Origin of the sequence: Streptomyces gelaticus, assembly GCF_014649535.1 — a bacterium.
GTDB classification, from domain to species: Bacteria; Actinomycetota; Actinomycetes; order Streptomycetales; family Streptomycetaceae; genus Streptomyces; species Streptomyces gelaticus.
Genome location: NZ_BMTF01000016.1, coordinates 18,942 through 33,589 on the forward strand (window position 1 = coordinate 18,942; position 14,648 = coordinate 33,589).

A 14,648-nucleotide genomic window follows, 5' to 3' on the forward strand; every position below is an offset into this window, starting at 1 on the left:
GGGGCCGCAGCAGATGGCTGGACTCGCACTGGATGGGTCGAACCCCGACGTCAGCCTGCTCTACGACATCAATGGACTCGCGAAGTCCGCTCCCACCTGGTTCGACCGGGTCATGGAGTTCGTCGGTGAGTACGGAATCATGCTCGGCATGGTCCTGGTGGTCCTGTGGTGCTGGTGGAGCGTGCGCCGGCGCGGCACGGCCGACGACTCGGTGACGGCGGTCGCCGGGATCGTCTGGGCGCCGCTCGCCGCCGGGATCGCGCTCCTGATCAACATTCCGATCCGCGGATTCGTGGAGCGCCCCCGCCCGTTCAAGGACCACCAGGGGCTGGACGTCCTGGTGGCGGGGAAGACCGACTTCTCCTTCGTGAGCGACCACGCCACGATGGCGATGGCCCTGGCCGTCGGACTTTTCGTGGCCAACCGGAAGTTCGGCCTCGCCGCGATCGGGCTCGCCCTCCTGGAGGGCTTCTGCCGGGTCTACATGGGCGTCCACTACCCGACCGACGTCGTCGGAGGATTCGCGCTCGGCACGGCCATCGCCCTGCTGCTCGCCCCGCTGGCGATGATGCTGCTGACCCCGCTGGTGGCGGCCGTCTCGCGGTCGGACCGGTTCGGCCGGCTCGTACGGTCGCGCCGGCCGGTGCCGGTGGCGGCGGCCGGGAGCCGGGCCGGGGCGTTCGGGATCCCCGAGCCGCGTCCGGGCACCGGCGGCGACGGCGAGAAGGATCTGGCCGCGTAGGACCCGGCCCCGCGGGGCCGGGTTGCCGCAGGGCGCGGCCGTACGTCAGAGCGCCTGCGGGAAGGCGAAGAGGCGCTCCGGGTCGTACTGCTTCTTCAGCTTGGCGAGGCGGTCGGCCGCCGAGCCGTAGTAGGCCCGGCGCCAGTCGGTCAGCGCCGGGTCGGTGTAGTTCTGGTACGCCGCTCCGGACGCGTACCGGCGCATCGCCGCATGAGTGTCTTTCAGCCAGTCCTGCTGGGCGCTGCCCGCCGTGCCGGGTTTCCAGGAACCGATGTACTGCGCGAGCATCCGCGAGCCGCGGTGGACGAAGGCCGTCGACTGCGGGGAGACCCGGTTGATCGCCCCGCCTAGCGCGGTGAGCGAGATGGAGCCGCCACCGCCGCCCCGCGTCACCGGAATCCGGGTGAACGCCTCGGTCCGGGCGAGCAGGGCCTGCACCCCCGCCGGGGACAGGGAGCGGTCGAAGAAGTCGGAGGCGGCGGCGTACGTCTCGCGCCGGAGCGTGCCCTGAGGGGTGCGGCCGGGCGTCGTCCCCGGCAGATGGCACTGCGCGTCGGTGATGCCCGAGCAGCCCGCGTACACCAGCATCGCCTCCTGGTAGCTGCGGCGGCGCAGCGAGACGGAGGAAGCGGGGGCACCGATCCGGTCGGCGAGGCGGTCGACGGCGTTCTGCAGGTCGCCGTACGTACCGAGGCTGAACGCGGCGACCGAGACGTTCGGTCTGCTGCCTCCGGGGCCGGCGGCGAGGTGCAGGGAGGACCAGATCTCGTCGGGCTGGGACGGGCCCCACTTCTGCCAGGCCGTCACCACGGACCGGGCGCGGGACCACGGCCACGACATGTACGCGGTGACGCTCCGCGGGGCCGGGCGGGTGCGGAACGTCAGCTCGGTGACCACGCCGAAGTTGCCGTTGCCCGCGCCGCGCAGCGCCCAGAAGAGGTCCGGGTGGTGCTTGGCGTCCACGGTGAGGGTCTTGCCGTCGGCCGTGACGACGGTCGCCGCGGTCAGGCTGTCGCAGGTCAGCCCGTACGCGCGGGAGGCGACGCCGTGTCCGCCGCCGAGGGTGAGGCCGGAGATACCGACGGTGGGGCAGGAGCCGCCGGGGATCGTCAGGCCGCTGCGGACGAGGCCCTGGTAGACATCGATGAGCTTGGCGCCCGCGCCGATCGTGCCGTTCGACCGGACGCGGGACAGTGACGAGACGTCAAGGACGAGGTGCCCGTTGCCGCTCGACCAGCCCGCGTACGAGTGGCCGCCGCTGCGGATGGACACGGGGGTGCCCGTGCGGCGGGCGAAGGACAGGCACTCGCGGATGTCCGCCGCGTGCCGCACATAGGCGACGGCTGCGGGTTTCAGGCGGTCGAAGCGGGTGTTGTAGAGCTGACGGGCGGTCGGATAGGAGGCGTCCTGGGGCCGTATGACGCTGCCGTCGAGGCTCCTGGCCACGGCGGACCAGTCCGCCGGCCCGGCCGGGGCGTGCTTCGGCGGGGCCGATGCGGACGAAGGGGCGGGAGAGCTCCCGGTACTCCCGGTGCCTCCCGTGCCGGCGGTGCTCCCGGCACCGTCCGACGCGGCGGAAGTCTTGCTGCAGGCGGCGATGGTGACGCCGGTGAGTGCTGCCGCGGCGCCCGCGGTGAGCAGACTGCGCCGGGCGGGCTGGGTCGGCGGGTTCATCGGATCTCCGAGTCTTGGCGCTGAGGGCCGGACGGTGGGGGTGGCGGAGGCCGGGGTGCGAAGGGGCCGGTGCGGGTGATCGGCCGGTAGTGGTCAGGGTGCCGCGCGGTGCTCCGCGGCGTCCGTACGCGCCCGGTCCCTGGAGCGGCGGGCCGGGCCGTACCAGCCGCAGGAACAGCGTGCGGTGCAGAAGGAGCCGCGCTCCACGGTGGTGGGTTCGTGCCCGGCGGTGGCGGGCTCGGACGCGATGGCGGCGGTCGGCGGGACCCCGTCGGTGTGTCGGTCATGCACCCGTCCACGTTACTGGGCAGGGCCACTCGGCGGTGTGGCGGACGGGGGTGGCGTGACGGTGGACACGGGGCGTCGTTATGCGGAACGGATGGGCCTCTCGGGCAGGCGTTACGGCGTTGGGGGTTGGCAGGCGATGGTGGTGCGGCAGCACAGGGCCAAAGGCGGGGCTCGCGCTGTCTGCGCCCTTGCCGTGGTGGGCGTGATGGCGGCGACCGCCGGATGTTCGGGCAGTGGTGGCGGCGGTGACCGTGCCGTGGCCGGTGATCGGGGCGGGGCCGACGCCCTCGACGCGGTGCACCGCGCGGCCGCGGTGCTCGCGGGGACGGTGAGCGGGACCGGAACGGCGGTGGCCGGGATCGCCCCCGCCTCCGGGGCCGTCGCCGGGACCGCCGAGGTGCGTACGTCGCTGGAGACCGCGGCAGGCGGGACGCGGGTGACCGTCAGGGGCCGGGGCTCGTACGACTTCCGCCACTGCAGGGGCCGCCTCACGGTCGTGGTGCCCAAGGACGCCGCCGGTGAGGACGAGCACCGCCCCATCACCGAACTGCTGGCCCCCGGCGCGCTCTACATGATGAACCGCGGCGCCGGAGTGCCCGCGGACAAATGGGTCAGGGTCGACACGACGGCCCTGGAGGACGGCAACCTCGTCAGCGGCGGGGTGACCGATCCGATGACCGCCGCCGAACTGCTGCGCGGGGCCCGGCAGGTGACGTACGTGGAGGAGACCGTGCTCGCCGGGGTCCCCGTGCGGCACTACCGGGGGACGGCGGACATCGGGCTGGCCGCGCGTGAGGCCGCGCCCGGATCGCGCGGGGCACTGGACGCGGCAGCGAAAGGGTTCCGCACGGACACGGTGCCGTTCGACGCGTACCTCGACGAGCGGGGGCGGCTGCGCAAGGTGCGCCACCGGTTCAGCTTCGCCAACGAGGGGCGGGCGGTGGAAGTGGTGTCGACCACATTGCTGTACGGGTTCGGGGTGCCGGTCTCCGTGCGGCTGCCGGACGACCGCGACATCTACACGGGGCGGATCCGACAGCGATGACCGAGGGGCAGAGGGGTGCGGGCGGAGGCATAGGCATGCCGGCGGCGGCGAAATGGTCCGTCCGTGCCATGCGCGGCGTGTGCTCCGCTCCTTACGCTAGGAAGCCGGCGACGGCAGGAGAGGTGAGTGACGTGGTGACGCTCAGCGCGCGGACCGTATCCGACCATGTGGCCCTCGCCGAGATCGAGCTCTGCGGTGAGCTGATGATCGCCGCGTCGGCCGCGATCGGGGAACGGCTCAGCGCGGACCGTATCGACGAGGTGCTCGATGTCCGGGTGATCACCGAGCGGACCACCGTCCCCCGGCAGGGCGACCACCGGGGGTGAGCGCGGCGCCTCGGCCCGAGCCCCGCCATCAGGTGCGGAGCAGCCGGGCGATCGCCTTCGTGGCTTCCTCGACCTTGGCATCGATCTCCTCGCCGCCCTTGACCGCCGCATCCGCGACGCAGTGCCGCAGATGCTCCTCCAGCAGCTGGAGGGCGAACGACTGGAGCGCCTTCGTGGACGCCGAGACCTGGGTCAGTATGTCGATGCAGTAGACGTCCTCGTCGACCATGCGCTGGAGGCCGCGGATCTGGCCCTCGATCCGGCGCAGCCGCTTGAGGTGCTCGGCCTTCTGATGGTGATAACCGTGTATGCCCCGGTCGTGATCGGTGACGGTGGATTCCGTCTCCGTGGTGGTCCCGGCGGTCTCGGTGGTGGTCATTACTGCCTCCCGTTTTCCCTTTACCCTTGGCTCTATATACCCCTGGTGGGTATATCCTAACGAATTCAGCTGAAACGTGACCGGGGGTCCGTGCTGATCACTGTGCCCGATGCGCGACACTGAAGAACGCCGGTTAGCCGTGGCCGGATGATGCGCCTAGCATCAGCCTGTCCAATCCAAAGCACCCCGAGGACCCCCCGTGCGCTTTCGTCTGACCCCCAGGGAGACGAGCTTCTACGACATGTTCTCCGCGTCCGCGGACAACATCGTCACGGGCTCGAAACTCCTGATGGAACTGCTCGGGGCGGACTCTGCCTCCCGAGTCGAGATCGCGGAGCGCATGCGGGCAGCGGAGCACGCGGGGGACGATGCCACCCACGCGATCTTCCACCAGCTGAACTCCTCTTTCATTACGCCGTTCGACCGTGAGGACATTTACAACCTCGCGTCGTCGCTCGACGACATCATGGACTTCATGGAGGAGGCCGTCGACCTGGTCGTGCTGTATCAGGTCGAGGAACTTCCCCAGGGCATTGCCCAGCAGATCGAGGTCCTGGCCCGCGCGGCCGAGCTGACCGCCGAGGCGATGCCGGGGCTGCGGACGATGGACAACCTCACCGAGTACTGGATCGAGGTCAACCGCCTGGAGAACCAGGCCGACCAGATCCACCGCAAGCTGCTCGCCCATCTCTTCAACGGCAAGTACGACGCCATCGAGGTGCTGAAGCTCAAGCAGATCGTGGACGTGCTGGAAGAGGCGGCCGACGCGTTCGAGCACGTCGCCAACACGGTGGAGACCATCGCGGTCAAGGAGTCCTGAACCACGTGGACACCTTTGCGCTGATCGTGACCATCGGTGTCGCGCTCGGCTTCACGTATACGAACGGCTTCCACGACTCGGCGAACGCCATCGCCACCTCCGTCTCCACCCGGGCGCTCACCCCCCGAGCGGCGCTGGCGATGGCCGCGGTGATGAACCTCGCGGGTGCGTTCCTGGGCAGTGGGGTCGCCAAGACCGTCAGTGAGGGGCTGATCGCGACGCCCGAGGGCGCCAAGGGGATGGGAATCCTCTTCGCCGCGCTCGTCGGCGCGATCATCTGGAATCTCGTCACCTGGTACTTCGGCCTGCCGTCCTCGTCCTCGCACGCCCTGTTCGGCGGCATGGTCGGCGCGGCGCTGGCCGGCGGGACGCTGGTGCACTGGGACGGGGTGCTCGACAAGGTCGTCATCCCGATGTTCGTCTCGCCGGTCATAGGACTGGTCGTCGGCTATCTGGTGATGGTCGTGATCATGTGGATGTTCCGGAAGGCCAACCCGCACAAGGCCAAGCGCGGCTTCCGGATAGCGCAGACGGTCTCGGCGGCGGGCATGGCGCTCGGCCACGGCCTCCAGGACGCGCAGAAGACCATGGGCATCGTGGTGATGGCGCTGGTCATCGCCGATGTCGAGAGCCCGAGCGACCCGATCCCGGTCTGGGTGAAGCTGGTCTGCGCGCTGATGCTCTCGCTGGGTACGTACGCGGGCGGCTGGCGCATCATGCGGACGCTCGGCCGGAAGATCATCGAGCTGGACCCGCCACAGGGGTTCGCGGCGGAGACGACCGGTGCGTCGATCATGTTCGGCTCGGCGTTCCTGTTCCACGCGCCGATCTCCACGACGCATGTGATCACCTCCGCCATCATGGGTGCGGGCGCCACGAAGCGGGTGAACGCCGTGCGCTGGGGCGTCGCCAAGAACATCATCCTGGGCTGGTTCATCACGATGCCGGCCGCGGCGCTGGTCGCCGCCGCGAGCTACGGGGTCGTGGTCCTGCTCTTCGGCTGACGGCCCGCCGCGATCGCGGCGGTACGGAAACGGGGCCGCCCCCACTCCCTTCGCGGGGAGCGGGGGCGGCCCCTTCGCCTTGCGGTGGCACCGCCATGCAGCACCTCAAGGCAGTCCTGGGGACGGGGCCGGTTCGCCGGAGGGGTGAGACGGTTCGCCGGTGGAGACACACCACCGGGCGCAACCACCCACGCCCCCGGCCCACGTCGGCTCCGTTGCCGGGGGACCGGTCTATCCGAAGCGTCCCGAGATGTAGTCCTCGGTGGCCTGGACGGACGGGTTGGAGAAGATGCGCTCGGTCTCGTCGATCTCGATGAGCTTGCCGGGCTTGCCGACCGCCGCGAGGTTGAAGAACGCCGTGCGGTCCGAGACCCGGGCCGCCTGCTGCATGTTGTGCGTCACGATGACGATCGTGAAGCGCTCCTTCAGCTCGCCGATCAGGTCCTCGATGGCGAGGGTGGAGATCGGGTCCAGGGCCGAGCACGGCTCGTCCATCAGCAGGACCTCCGGCTCGACCGCGATCGCGCGGGCGATGCACAGGCGCTGCTGCTGACCGCCGGAGAGACCGGAGCCGGGCTTGTTCAGCCGGTCCTTGACCTCGTTCCAGAGGTTGGCGCCGCGCAGCGACTTCTCGACGATGTCGGGCAGCTCGTTCTTCTTGTACGAGCCGTTCAGCTTGAGGCCGGCCGCGACGTTGTCGAAGATCGACATGGTCGGGAACGGGTTCGGACGCTGGAAGACCATGCCGACCGTGCGGCGCACGGTGACCGGGTCGACGTTCGCCCCGTACAGGTTCTCGTCGTCCAGCAGCACCTTGCCCTCGACGCGGCCACCGGGAGTGACCTCGTGCATGCGGTTCAGGGTGCGCAGGAAGGTGGACTTGCCGCAGCCGGACGGGCCGATGAAGGCGGTCACGGAGCGGGGCTCCACGGTCATCGAGATGTCCTCGATGGCGAGGTGGGAGCCGTAGTAGGCGGACAGGCCGCTGACGTCGATGCGCTTGGCCATCTGAATCACTGCTTCTTTCGTGCCGCGTCAGCGGCCGGTCTTCGGGGCCTTCCAGCGGGCGATGCCGCGGGCCACCAGGTTGAGGATCATGACGAAGGCGATCAGCACCAGCGCGGCGGCCCAGGCACGGTCGTACGACTGGTCGGTACCGACCTTGTACTGCTCCCAGATGTAGAAGGGGAGCGAGGACTGCGCACCTTGGAACGGGTTGGTGTTGATCAACTGGCTGCCGAAGACCAGCAGCATGATCGGCGCGGTCTCACCGGCGATGCGGGCGATCGCGAGCATCACACCGGTGGTGATGCCGCCTATCGCGGTCGGGAGGACCACCTTCAGGATGGTGCGCCATTTCGGGACGCCGAGGGCGAGCGATGCCTCGCGGAGCTCGTTCGGGACGAGCTTGAGCATCTCCTCGGTGGAGCGGACCACGACCGGCATCATCAGGATCGTGAGCGCGAGCGCACCCATCAGACCGGACGGCTGGGTCTTCGTCATCAGCATGATCGACAGGATGAAGAGACCGGCGACGATGGACGGGATGCCCGTCATGACGTCGACGAAGAAGGTCACGGCCTTGGCCAGGGCGCCCTTGCCGTACTCCACCAGGTAGACGGCGGTCAGCATGCCGATCGGGGCGGCGATCAGGGTGGCGATGCCGACCTGCTCCAGCGTTCCGATCAGTGCGTGGTAGACACCGCCGGTCGCCTCGGAGCCGAGCACGCCGGCCATCGAGTGGGTCAGGAAGTAGCCGTCCAGGCGCTCCATGCCGCGGCTGATCGTCGTCCACAGCAGCGAGGCGAGCGGCACGACGGCCAGCAGGAAACAGACCCAGACGATGCTGGTGGCGAGCCGGTCCTTGGCCTGGCGGCGGTTCTCGACGACCGAGGTCGTGACGTACGAGATGACGACGAAGAGGAGGGCGGAGACCAGCCCCCACTGGGTGCGGCTCTGCCAGCCCGCCGCGATACCGGTGCCCACGCCCAGCGCGATCGCGACGGCCGCGAAGGCGAAGGGGGCCCAGCGGGGCAGCGCCTTGGTGCTCAGGCTCGTCGTGCGTGCGGGTGACATCGGGGCAGGGCGTTCCTGTATGCCGGTGTTGGCTGCCTGGCTCATGCGTTGGCCCCCGAGTATTCCTTGCGGCGGGCGATGATCAGCCGGGCCGCGCCGTTGACCAGCAGGGTGAGGATGAAGAGCACCAGGCCCGAGGCGATCAGGGCGTCGCGCCCGTACTCGTTGGCCTCGTCGAACTTCGCGGCGATGTTCTGGGCGAAGGTGCCGCCGCCCGGGTTGAGCAGGTGCCCGGAGATGATGAAGCTCGGCGACAGGACCGTGGCGACGGCCATCGTCTCGCCGAGCGCGCGGCCCAGGCCGAGCATCGAGGCGGAGATCACGCCGGAGCGGCCGAAGGGGAGCACCGAGAGGCGGATGACTTCCCAGCGGGTGGCGCCCAGGGCGAGGGCGGCTTCCTCGTTCATCCTCGGGACCTGGAGGAAGACCTCGCGGCTGACGCTGGTCACGATCGGCAGGATCATGATCGCGAGCAGGATGCCGACGGTGAAGAGCGAGCGGGCGACGCCGACCTCGGTCTTGTCGAAGAGGTACGTCCAGCCGAAGAACTGGTCGAGCCAGAGGTTCGGGCCCTCCAGGTACGGGACCAGGACGAGGGCGCCCCAGATGCCGTACACGATGCTCGGCACTGCGGCGAGCAGATCGACGACGTACGCGAGGGGCGCGGCCAGCTTGCGCGGCGCGTAGTGCGAGATGAACAGGGCGATGCCGACGGCGACCGGGACGGCGATGGCCATCGCGACGACCGAGCTGACGATCGTGCCGAAGAGGAGGACCGCGATGCCGAAGACCGGCGGGTCGCCGGCCGGGTTCCAGTCGAAGGTGGTGAGGAAGTTGCCTTCGTTCTTGGAGATGGCGATCGAGGCGCGGTAGGTCAGGAACACGGCGATCGAGGCCATGATCACGAGCAGCAGAATGCCCGAGCCCCTGGAGAGGCCCAGGAAGACCTTGTCGCCCACGCGGCCGGACTTGGTCCCGGCGCGCTTGAGCGCCACCGGCGGCGCCGGCGGCTTGTCTATCGGTGTGGTGGAAGCCATGGTCTTTCCGGTCTGTGTGGGGGAGCGGTCTGGCTCCCCTGGCGGCGGTGCACCGGATGGGTGGTGGCGGACCGGTCCGGAGGGGTGCACCGGACCGGTCCGCCGGATGTTGCTGGAGTTGCTGGTGGTGCTTGCGCGTCCCGGGTTACGAGAGGGAGGCGATGGTCTCGCGGACCTTGCTGTTGATCTCGGCCGGGATCGGCGCGTAGCCGGCGTCGGAGAGGAGCTTCTGGCCCTCGTCACTGGCGGTGTAGTTCAGGAAGGACTTGACCGTGGGCAGGGTCTCGGCCTTGTTGCCCTTGTCGCAGACGATCTCGTACGTCACCAGGACGATCGGGTAGGCACCCTCGGCCTTGGTGGTGTAGTCGAGGTCCAGCGCCAGGTCCTTGCCGGTGCCCTTGATCTTGGCGGCGGCGATGGCCTTGGAGGCGTTCTCCGAGGTGGCCTTGACCGGGGCGGCGCCACCGGTGTCGATGTCCACGGTGGAGATGGACTGCGAGGTGGCGTAGCTGAGCTCGAAGTATCCGATCGAGCCGTCGACCTGCTTCACCTGGGCGGCGACACCGGCGGAGCCGGACGCGGCCTGGCCACCGGGGGCCGGCCACTTCTTCTCGGCCTCGTACTTCCAGTCGCTCGGGGCGGCCGCGCCGAGGTACTTGCCGAGGTTCTGGGTGGTGCCGGAGTCCTCGGAGCGGTGGAAGGCCTGGATGTCCTTGTCCGGGAGCTTGGCGCCGCTGTTGAGCTTGGCGATCGCCGGGTCGTTCCACTTCTTGATCTTGCCGTCGAAGATCTTGGCGAGCGTGGGGGCGTCCAGCGTGAGGCTGTCGACACCCTCCAGGTGGTAGCCGATGGCGATCGGGCCGCCGACCATCGGGAGGTTGATGCCCTGGCCGCCCTTGCAGATCTTCTTCGACTCGGCGACCTCTTCGGGCTTCAGCGCGGAGTCGGAACCGGCGAAGCCGACCGTGCCCTGGTTGAAGGCGACGATGCCCTCACCGGAGGAGGACGACTTGTAGTTGATCTCGACGCCGGAGCAGCCGGACATGTAGTTCTTGGCCCAGAGGTCCATGGCGTTCTTCTGCGCGCTGGAGCCGGAGGCGGCCAGCTGGCCCTTGGCGTCGTCGCACTTGATGTTCGACGCGGCGCTGGTCTTTCCGCCGTTGCCGCCGGTCGAGCCGCTGTTGTCGTCCGAACCGCACGCCGTGAGGACCAGGGCGCCGGAGACGGCGAGGGCACCGAGCGCGGTGGCACGAAGCCGGTTCTTGCGCTGAAGCTTCACTTTTCGGGTGTTCCTTCCAGGAGCCGCCGAGGTCTTTTTTCGTTCTACGACGGCGTGCGATGTGGTGGGTGCTCCGGCGTTGCGCCGCGCACCGTGTAATGCCGAAGTTAGGCAGAACAGGTGAAGCGGCCTACGGGGGAGAGTGAACGGAAGGTGAACCGTGTCGGACGGCGCGGTTCTGGCCGTCGGTCAGGCGTTCGGCAGTATCGCGAGCAGGGCGTCCAGCAGCTCCCGGTCGCGGTCCTGGGTGAGGCGGGTACGGGCCGCTGCCGGGGAGAGCCAGCTCACCCGGTCGACCTCGGTGCCGGGCACGAAGGAGCCGCCGGTCGCCTCGGCCGCCCAGTAGGCGACCTCCTTGGGCCGGCCGTTCGCGAGATAGCGGGCCGTGGGGAGCGGCGCGCCGGGTGTGCAGTGGTGGCCGGTCTCTTCAAGGACCTCGCGCCGGGCGGCGTCCAGCGCCGGCTCGCCGCGCTTCAGCTTGCCCTTGGGGTGCGACCAGTCGTCGTAACGGGGCCGGTGGACCAGACAGATCTCCAGCTCGCCGGAGCGCTCCGAGCGGCGCCACAGCACGCACCCCGCGGCGAGCACCGGCCCGTTCACGGCGCGCTTGCCGCCGCGGGCGCCCACCGGCCCGCTCATGGCCCGGTCACGGCCGCGGCGGTGTACGGCCAGCTTGCCCGGAACACGCCGCGGGCCGTCTTCACCTCATGGCGCTGGTCGGCGTGGAGCACCCCCAGGGCGTACGCGGTCGCGGGCGCGATGCGTGGAGTGCGGGCCGCCGATGCCGCCGCCGCGGCCGCCTCCGAGGCGTCCCGGTGCAGATCGAGCGCCCGGCCCGGCGCGGCCAGGACCGGATCGGGGGCGCCCCGCACCACCTCGTGGGCGTACCGGTGCAGCCGCAGCAGCAGCCGGGTCCGGTGCCAGGGCGCGTCCTGCGCCTCGTTGTACGGCTCGGCCTGGTCGCAGGAGAGCGCCGCCACCGCGGTCAGCAGGTGCTGTTCGGCCCGGTCGGCGGGCCCGTGCAGCATCTCCTCGGCCGGGGCCGCGGCCGCGGGGGCGAGCGGGACCTCCGAGGCGAGCAGTGCGACGGCGTCGGCCACCGCGTGGAAGCGGGAGGAGCCGAGCGCCTGGAGGGCGGCGGAGTGGGCGCGGGTCCGGGCGAGGGTCAGCTGCCGTTCGAGGAGTGCTCCGGCGCGGGCCGCGCCGACGCCGAGGGCGGCACGCTCCTTGTCGGCCGCGCGGTCGGCGCCGACCCCGTTGCGGGCCGTGGGCAGCGAGGTGCCGGACAGGGAGTGCAGCGCTTCGAGGAGCCGGCCGAGCCGGGTGGCGTAGGCGTGCTCCCTGGCCAGGGTGCCCGAGAGCCAGGCCAGTTCGGTACGGAGCTGCTCGGCCCAGGCGGCGTCCAGCGCCACCCGGAAGGTGTGCAGCGTGCCGCCGATCCGGCGCGAGGAGCGGCGCAATGCGCCGGCGGCCTCCTCGGCTCCGTGGGTTCCGGCGTCCGTGGGGGCGCTGTTCTCACGGTGCAGGCGCAGGCTGCGGAGGAATTCGGCGGCCTGTTCCTGAAGGTAGGGCGCGAGCACCGCGCCTGCCGTGAGGTCCGCCTGCGTCGTCTGGTGGTCATGGCGTCGCACGCCGGCGCCTCCGGGCGTCAATGAGCATTTCCTGTACGTGCCGCAGCGGCTGGCCGTCCGCGTCCGTGGCGTGCCGGGTCCAGTTGCCGTCGGGACCGAGGTGCCAGGAGGAGGTGGTGTCGGCCATGCCGGTCTCCAGGAGACGGCTGAGCGCGGCGCGGTGGGCGGGGTCGGTGACCCGGACCAGTGCTTCGATCCGGCGGTCGAGGTTGCGGTGCATCATGTCGGCGCTGCCGAACCACACTTCGGGTTCGCCGCCGTTGCCGAAGGCGAAGACCCGGGAGTGTTCGAGGAAGCGGCCCAGTACCGAGCGGACCCGGATGTTCTCGGAGAGGCCGACGACACCGGGGCGGATCGCGCAGATGCCGCGTACCCAGATGTCCACCGGTACGCCGGCCATCGCGGCCCGATAGCAGGCGTCGATGACCGCCTCGTCGACCATCGAGTTGACCTTGATGCGGACGTAGGCGGTCCGCCCGGCCCGCTGGTGGATGATCTCCTTGTTGATCCGGGCGATCAGCCCGTCCCGCAGGGATTTCGGGGCGACCAGGAGACGGCGGTAGGTCTCGCGGCGGGAGTAGCCGGAGAGCCGGTTGAAGAGGTCGGAGAGGTCCGCGCCGACCTGCGGGTCCGCGGTCAGCAGGCCGAGGTCCTCGTAGAGCCGGGCCGTCTTGGGGTGGTAGTTGCCGGTGCCGACGTGGGAGTAGCGGCGCAGGGCGTCGCCCTCCTGCCGGACGACGAGCGAGAGCTTGCAGTGGGTCTTGAGCCCGACGAGGCCGTAGACGACGTGGCAGCCCGACTCCTCCAGCTTCCGCGCCCACTTGATGTTGGCCTGCTCGTCGAAGCGGGCCTTGATCTCGACGAGTACGAGGACCTGCTTGCCGGACTCGGCGGCGTCGATCAGGGCTTCCACGATCGGGGATTCGCCCGAAGTCCGGTACAGGGTCTGCTTGATGGCCAGGACGTCGGGGTCGGCGGCGGCCTGCTCCAGGAACGCCTGGACGGAGGTGGAGAACGAGTCGTACGGGTGGTGCAGGAGCACGTCGCGTTCGCGCAGCGCGGCGAAGATGTCGGGCGCGGAGGCGGACTCGACCTCGGCGAGATCGCGGTGGGTGCCGGCGATGAACTTGGGGAACTTCAGCTCGGGCCGGTCCAGCGAGGCTATGCCGAAGAGCCCGGTCAGATCGAGCGGTCCGGGCAGCGGGTAGACCTCGGCGTCGGACACCTTCAGCTCGCGTACCAGCAGGTCCAGCACGTACGGGTCGATGGACTCCTCGACCTCCAGGCGGACCGGCGGGCCGAAGCGGCGCCGCATGAGCTCCTTCTCCAGGGCCTGGAGAAGATTCTCGGCGTCGTCCTCCTCGACCTCCAGGTCCTCGTTCCTGGTGACCCGGAACATGTGGTGGGCGAGGACCTCCATGCCCGGGAAGAGCTCTTCGAGGTGGGCGGCGATGACGTCCTCTATGGGCACGTACCGCTGCGGCGACGCCTCCAGGAAGCGGGTCAGCAGCGGCGGCACCTTGACCCGGGCGAAGTGGCGGTGGCCGCTGACCGGGTTGCGTACGACCACGGCGAGGTTGAGCGAGAGCCCCGAGATGTACGGGAAGGGGTGCGCCGGGTCGACGGCGAGGGGGGTCAGCACGGGGAAGACGCGCTGCCGGAAGAAGGTGAACAGCCGGGCCTGCTCCTTCTCGGTCAGTTCGGGCCAGCGGATCAGCTGTATGCCCTCGTCCGAGAGTGCCGGAGCCACGTCCTGCTGGTAACAGGCGGCGTGCCGGGCCATGAGCTCGCGCGAGCGGGTCCAGATCAGGTCCAGGACCTCGCGGGGCTGGAGACCGGAGGCGGAACGGGTGGCGACGCCGGTGGCGATGCGGCGCTTCAGACCGGCCACCCGGACCATGAAGAACTCGTCCAGGTTCGACGCGAAGATGGCGAGGAAATTAGCCCGTTCGAGTAGGGGGGTCGCCGGGTCCTCGGCCAGTTCGAGCACGCGCTCGTTGAAAGCGAGCCAGCTGCGCTCGCGGTCCAGGAAGCGGCCCTGGGGCAGTTCGTCGCCGTCGGCGTCGGGTTCGTACGCGTCGACGTCGGCGTCGAGATCGGGGTCCAGGTCGGCCGCGGTCGACAGCGCGGCGCCGTTGGACGAGGCGCCCGCGACGGCGTGCGGCCGGTGTGCGGCGAGTGAGCCGACCGACGGCTGAACGGTGGACTTGACCGGTACCTCGGAGCTGGGCTGCTGGCTCATGGCCCTATTCTTCCGCGCGGATGGCTCGGATAGCGCGTCGGAGGGTGCGGAGATCGCGGGGAACGCGCGGTTGACGTCGTTCGTGCGGTCTCCGCCGGGTTTTCT

Annotated in this window: 15 protein-coding genes; 5 read left to right on the forward strand and 10 right to left on the reverse strand. The window is 70.1% G+C overall.

Annotated elements, in window-relative coordinates:
• Nucleotides 1-13 precede the first annotated feature (13 nt).
• Nucleotides 14-742: a phosphatase PAP2 family protein gene (locus IE107_RS22115; RefSeq protein WP_189545584.1), complete on the forward strand. Its 729-nt coding sequence runs from the start codon at nucleotides 14-16 to the stop codon at nucleotides 740-742.
• Between the two features lie 45 nt (nucleotides 743-787).
• On the opposite strand, the gene IE107_RS22120 is transcribed toward IE107_RS22115, so the two are convergent.
• Both IE107_RS22120 and IE107_RS22125 read right to left on the reverse strand, forming a co-directional pair.
• On the reverse strand, nucleotides 788-2,416 hold the full coding sequence (locus IE107_RS22120) for an FAD-binding oxidoreductase (RefSeq protein ID WP_189545585.1): 1,629 nt from the start codon (nucleotides 2,414-2,416) through the stop codon (nucleotides 788-790).
• A 93-nt stretch (nucleotides 2,417-2,509) separates the two neighbouring features.
• A complete protein-coding gene (locus IE107_RS22125; protein WP_189545816.1) occupies nucleotides 2,510-2,707 on the reverse strand; it encodes a hypothetical protein in 198 nt (65 codons plus the stop codon).
• Nucleotides 2,708-2,840: 133 nt separating this feature from the next.
• Between IE107_RS22125 and IE107_RS22130 the strand changes: the two genes are divergently transcribed.
• Both IE107_RS22130 and IE107_RS22135 read left to right on the forward strand, forming a co-directional pair.
• Complete coding sequence (locus IE107_RS22130) at nucleotides 2,841-3,749, forward strand: SCO4651 family lipoprotein (RefSeq protein WP_189545586.1); 909 nt, start codon at nucleotides 2,841-2,843, stop codon at nucleotides 3,747-3,749.
• A 131-nt stretch (nucleotides 3,750-3,880) separates the two neighbouring features.
• Nucleotides 3,881-4,075, forward strand: a complete 195-nt coding sequence (locus IE107_RS22135; RefSeq protein WP_229867159.1) for a hypothetical protein — start codon at nucleotides 3,881-3,883, stop codon at nucleotides 4,073-4,075.
• A 28-nt stretch (nucleotides 4,076-4,103) separates the two neighbouring features.
• On the opposite strand, the gene IE107_RS22140 is transcribed toward IE107_RS22135, so the two are convergent.
• Nucleotides 4,104-4,454 carry a metal-sensitive transcriptional regulator gene (locus tag IE107_RS22140; RefSeq protein ID WP_093540204.1) on the reverse strand — a complete coding sequence of 117 codons (351 nt, stop codon included), beginning with the start codon at nucleotides 4,452-4,454 and terminating at the stop codon, nucleotides 4,104-4,106.
• Nucleotides 4,455-4,653: 199 nt separating this feature from the next.
• On the opposite strand from IE107_RS22140, the gene IE107_RS22145 reads away from it, so the two are divergent.
• Both IE107_RS22145 and IE107_RS22150 read left to right on the forward strand, forming a co-directional pair.
• Nucleotides 4,654-5,274, forward strand: coding sequence for a DUF47 domain-containing protein (locus IE107_RS22145; RefSeq protein WP_189545588.1), 621 nt, complete (start codon nucleotides 4,654-4,656; stop codon nucleotides 5,272-5,274).
• Nucleotides 5,275-5,279: 5 nt separating this feature from the next.
• Entirely contained in the window at nucleotides 5,280-6,278 is a 999-nt protein-coding gene (locus IE107_RS22150) for an inorganic phosphate transporter (RefSeq protein ID WP_189545589.1), read from the forward strand.
• A gap of 231 nt (nucleotides 6,279-6,509) precedes the next feature.
• On the opposite strand, the gene pstB is transcribed toward IE107_RS22150, so the two are convergent.
• The 7 genes from pstB to IE107_RS22185 form a co-directional block, all read right to left on the reverse strand.
• Nucleotides 6,510-7,286, reverse strand: coding sequence for a phosphate ABC transporter ATP-binding protein PstB (gene pstB, locus IE107_RS22155; protein WP_189545590.1), 777 nt, complete (start codon nucleotides 7,284-7,286; stop codon nucleotides 6,510-6,512).
• A gap of 27 nt (nucleotides 7,287-7,313) precedes the next feature.
• A complete protein-coding gene (pstA, locus tag IE107_RS22160) occupies nucleotides 7,314-8,399 on the reverse strand; it encodes a phosphate ABC transporter permease PstA (protein ID WP_189545591.1) in 1,086 nt (361 codons plus the stop codon).
• Nucleotides 8,396-9,391 carry a phosphate ABC transporter permease subunit PstC gene (gene pstC, locus IE107_RS22165; protein WP_189545592.1) on the reverse strand — a complete coding sequence of 332 codons (996 nt, stop codon included), beginning with the start codon at nucleotides 9,389-9,391 and terminating at the stop codon, nucleotides 8,396-8,398. The genes pstA and pstC overlap by 4 nt, the downstream gene beginning before the upstream one ends.
• Before the next feature lie 145 nt (nucleotides 9,392-9,536).
• Nucleotides 9,537-10,670, reverse strand: a complete 1,134-nt coding sequence (gene pstS / locus IE107_RS22170; protein WP_189545593.1) for a phosphate ABC transporter substrate-binding protein PstS — start codon at nucleotides 10,668-10,670, stop codon at nucleotides 9,537-9,539.
• 189 nt (nucleotides 10,671-10,859) lie between these two features.
• On the reverse strand, nucleotides 10,860-11,270 hold the full coding sequence (locus IE107_RS22175; protein WP_189545808.1) for an NUDIX hydrolase: 411 nt from the start codon (nucleotides 11,268-11,270) through the stop codon (nucleotides 10,860-10,862).
• A gap of 35 nt (nucleotides 11,271-11,305) precedes the next feature.
• Nucleotides 11,306-12,301, reverse strand: coding sequence for a CHAD domain-containing protein (locus tag IE107_RS22180; RefSeq protein ID WP_229867160.1), 996 nt, complete (start codon nucleotides 12,299-12,301; stop codon nucleotides 11,306-11,308).
• The gene (locus IE107_RS22185) at nucleotides 12,288-14,543 is read right to left on the reverse strand and encodes an RNA degradosome polyphosphate kinase (protein ID WP_189545595.1); all 2,256 of its coding nucleotides are present in this window, start codon (nucleotides 14,541-14,543) and stop codon (nucleotides 12,288-12,290) included. The genes IE107_RS22180 and IE107_RS22185 overlap by 14 nt, the downstream gene beginning before the upstream one ends.
• Nucleotides 14,544-14,648: the final 105 nt, after the last annotated feature.

What these genes read in the sequence shown, in the direction of transcription:
- IE107_RS22115 (WP_189545584.1), top strand. Translation starts at nt 14, where the DNA reads ATGGCTGGACTCGCACTGGATGGGTCGAACCCCGACGTCAGCCTGCTC.
- IE107_RS22120 (WP_189545585.1), bottom strand. Translation starts at nt 2,416, where the DNA reads ATGAACCCGCCGACCCAGCCCGCCCGGCGCAGTCTGCTCACCGCGGGC.
- IE107_RS22130 (WP_189545586.1), top strand. Translation starts at nt 2,841, where the DNA reads ATGGTGGTGCGGCAGCACAGGGCCAAAGGCGGGGCTCGCGCTGTCTGC.
- IE107_RS22140 (WP_093540204.1), bottom strand. Translation starts at nt 4,454, where the DNA reads ATGACCACCACCGAGACCGCCGGGACCACCACGGAGACGGAATCCACC.
- pstB (WP_189545590.1), bottom strand. Translation starts at nt 7,286, where the DNA reads ATGGCCAAGCGCATCGACGTCAGCGGCCTGTCCGCCTACTACGGCTCC.
- pstA (WP_189545591.1), bottom strand. Translation starts at nt 8,399, where the DNA reads ATGAGCCAGGCAGCCAACACCGGCATACAGGAACGCCCTGCCCCGATG.
- pstC (WP_189545592.1), bottom strand. Translation starts at nt 9,391, where the DNA reads ATGGCTTCCACCACACCGATAGACAAGCCGCCGGCGCCGCCGGTGGCG.
- IE107_RS22185 (WP_189545595.1), bottom strand. Translation starts at nt 14,543, where the DNA reads ATGAGCCAGCAGCCCAGCTCCGAGGTACCGGTCAAGTCCACCGTTCAG.